1 protein-coding gene is annotated in these 2,194 nt (G+C 32.5%); it reads right to left on the bottom strand.

The window, feature by feature from the left end:
- Positions 1–124: 124 nt before the first annotated feature.
- Positions 125–2,194 (bottom strand): cell envelope integrity TolA family protein (locus VK998_RS12760; protein WP_325229010.1); only part of this gene is annotated, 2,070 nt, incomplete at its 5' end.

Below are 2,194 nucleotides of genomic sequence, written 5' to 3'. Positions count from 1 at the left end.
TCTAAGTCATATACTATAGTTATATCTTTACTATCTGCTTCCTTAAATCTTAATTGATTATCAAGAAAAGATAGTTTGACAATATTATCTAAATTATAATACCATCCTTTAATAAATATCCACATTATTTCTTAGTTGTAGTTTTACTTTTAGAAATTTGTTCTGAAGCCTTGTTATGCCTTATAGTTTCATCAACTTGTGTTTTCTTTATATTTATATCTTTTTCTTTTAAGGTTTTATCATCTTCTTGTTTCTTACGCTGTAACTCAAGCTTTTCCTGTTCAAGCGTATTATCCTCTTCAGGTTGTATACCTGCTATAATTAACTTAGTTTCGGCATCTTTATCTATTTTATAATATTCAAGATCTCTATCAGCTTGTTTATCCTGAAGTTCTGCCTGTTTCATAGCTTGTTGTGTTTCAAGTTTTCTACTCTCAAGCTCTTCATTACGCTGTTGCATCATAGCCTCTTCTTCTTCAATAAGTTTACTCATAGCAGTAATACTATCACTTCTAAGAACTTTAATTGGTAATGATATAGAACCACCATTCTGTACATAAGCGTGTGAAAGTTGCTCAATAGTTTGACGAATTTTCAAATCATCACTACTATCAGTAACAAAGATATCATATTCAGATGAGGCAAAGTCTTCACCATTAATATCCATAGTTACTCTTGACATATCGTCCATTATGAAAGCAAGCTTTTTGGATTTATTATGTTTCCATATTTGTTTAGCGGTATCAAGTAATGCAAGTAAAGCTCTTTTCTTAGTTTCATCATGAATAAAGAACCACTTCTCAGTAATATGGCTGGATTGTGTAACAGCCCTTTCAATACCTCCTACAGTCTCTCTATTATCTACCTGACCTTGCCGTTGTTGGTTAACACCAGCAATCTCGCCCATTTGTTTCTCAATATACTGCAACATAAGTAGTAACTGTTGTACATAATTAGATGCTCCTGCATCAATTACTCTTCCAGAAGTATTATTAATATTACCTGCAAGTTTGCCAGTAGCTGCGCCTTTTTTACCTTCATTGAAGTTATCAATAACAAGTTTACCAAGTACATCACCATAATACATCCACATATCCTCAGTCCAATCATCAGGTTTTTTAGATAAATCCCACTCCATCATTGGACCGTGATACCTTGCATAGAACAGTTCTACTCTACGCATATATACGTTATACAGATATTGATAAGGCTCCATTCTTGCCATTAAAGACTTGCCATAATCAGTACCTACGTAACCAAGAAAGCATTTACTGGGATTATCAAAATGACGCATTTGTATTTCTCTGGGTTGAGTTTTGATATAAATATCCTGACCTATACGAGTACCTTCATAAGCCTCATTAACCCAAATCCATTCTACAGATTCACCTAATTCTTTCTTTACCTTATAATTTTCAGATACGTATCTTTGTTCTTCATCTCCTGTAATTATATTAAAATAAGTAAGCTTGCCTATTTTACGCCTTCCCATCCACCTTACTCTAAGTACTCTCACATTACCCTCATAATCAAAAGGTAAGTTATACATACCTATAGCTATAAGGGAAGGATCATTACTATCAGAAGAAATACCACCTATCTGACTATTAGCTGAAAGTACAGGAAATGCATTTTGATGATTTAATACTCCACTTGAACTCTTTTGATTTAGACGTTCCATACCACCTTCAATCTCATCTATTTCTTCTGGTGATAAATAATTATAAAACTCATCAATAGTTTTACCTATAGGCTCATAAGAAGCTTCTATAATTATATCAGAATCTTCAATTTTATGAGAGTCCCCTTTTCTTACAAAATAAACATTCTTAGGATCACATTTAATTATTGCAGGTTCTCCACCAACATCATCTATTCTGTATATTTCTCTGCCTTTAACAAGACAATCTCTAAAGCCCTGAAAGAACTTCCTTTTCATATCTTGCTGTCTCCAAAGATATTCAAGAGTACGTGTAGCCCATAACTCATTTAAATCCTTGTATTCATATTTAAAATATTTGGAAATTTTTTGAATTTTATTTTGGGTATCCTCTTCATCAAAAGATTCATTTTGAATCTCTTCCATTACTATACGCATAATCTCTTCTTTAATAGCATCAGCTTGAATAGAGAATGCATCTTCATTTTTTGACATTACACGCCAGTCAAATTTTCTTTTAGATTCTTCACCTTG

The organism is Schnuerera sp. (assembly GCF_035459645.1).
Taxonomy (GTDB): Bacteria; Bacillota; Clostridia; order Tissierellales; family Tepidimicrobiaceae; genus Schnuerera.
This window is presented reverse-complemented; position numbering and strand designations above follow the sequence as displayed.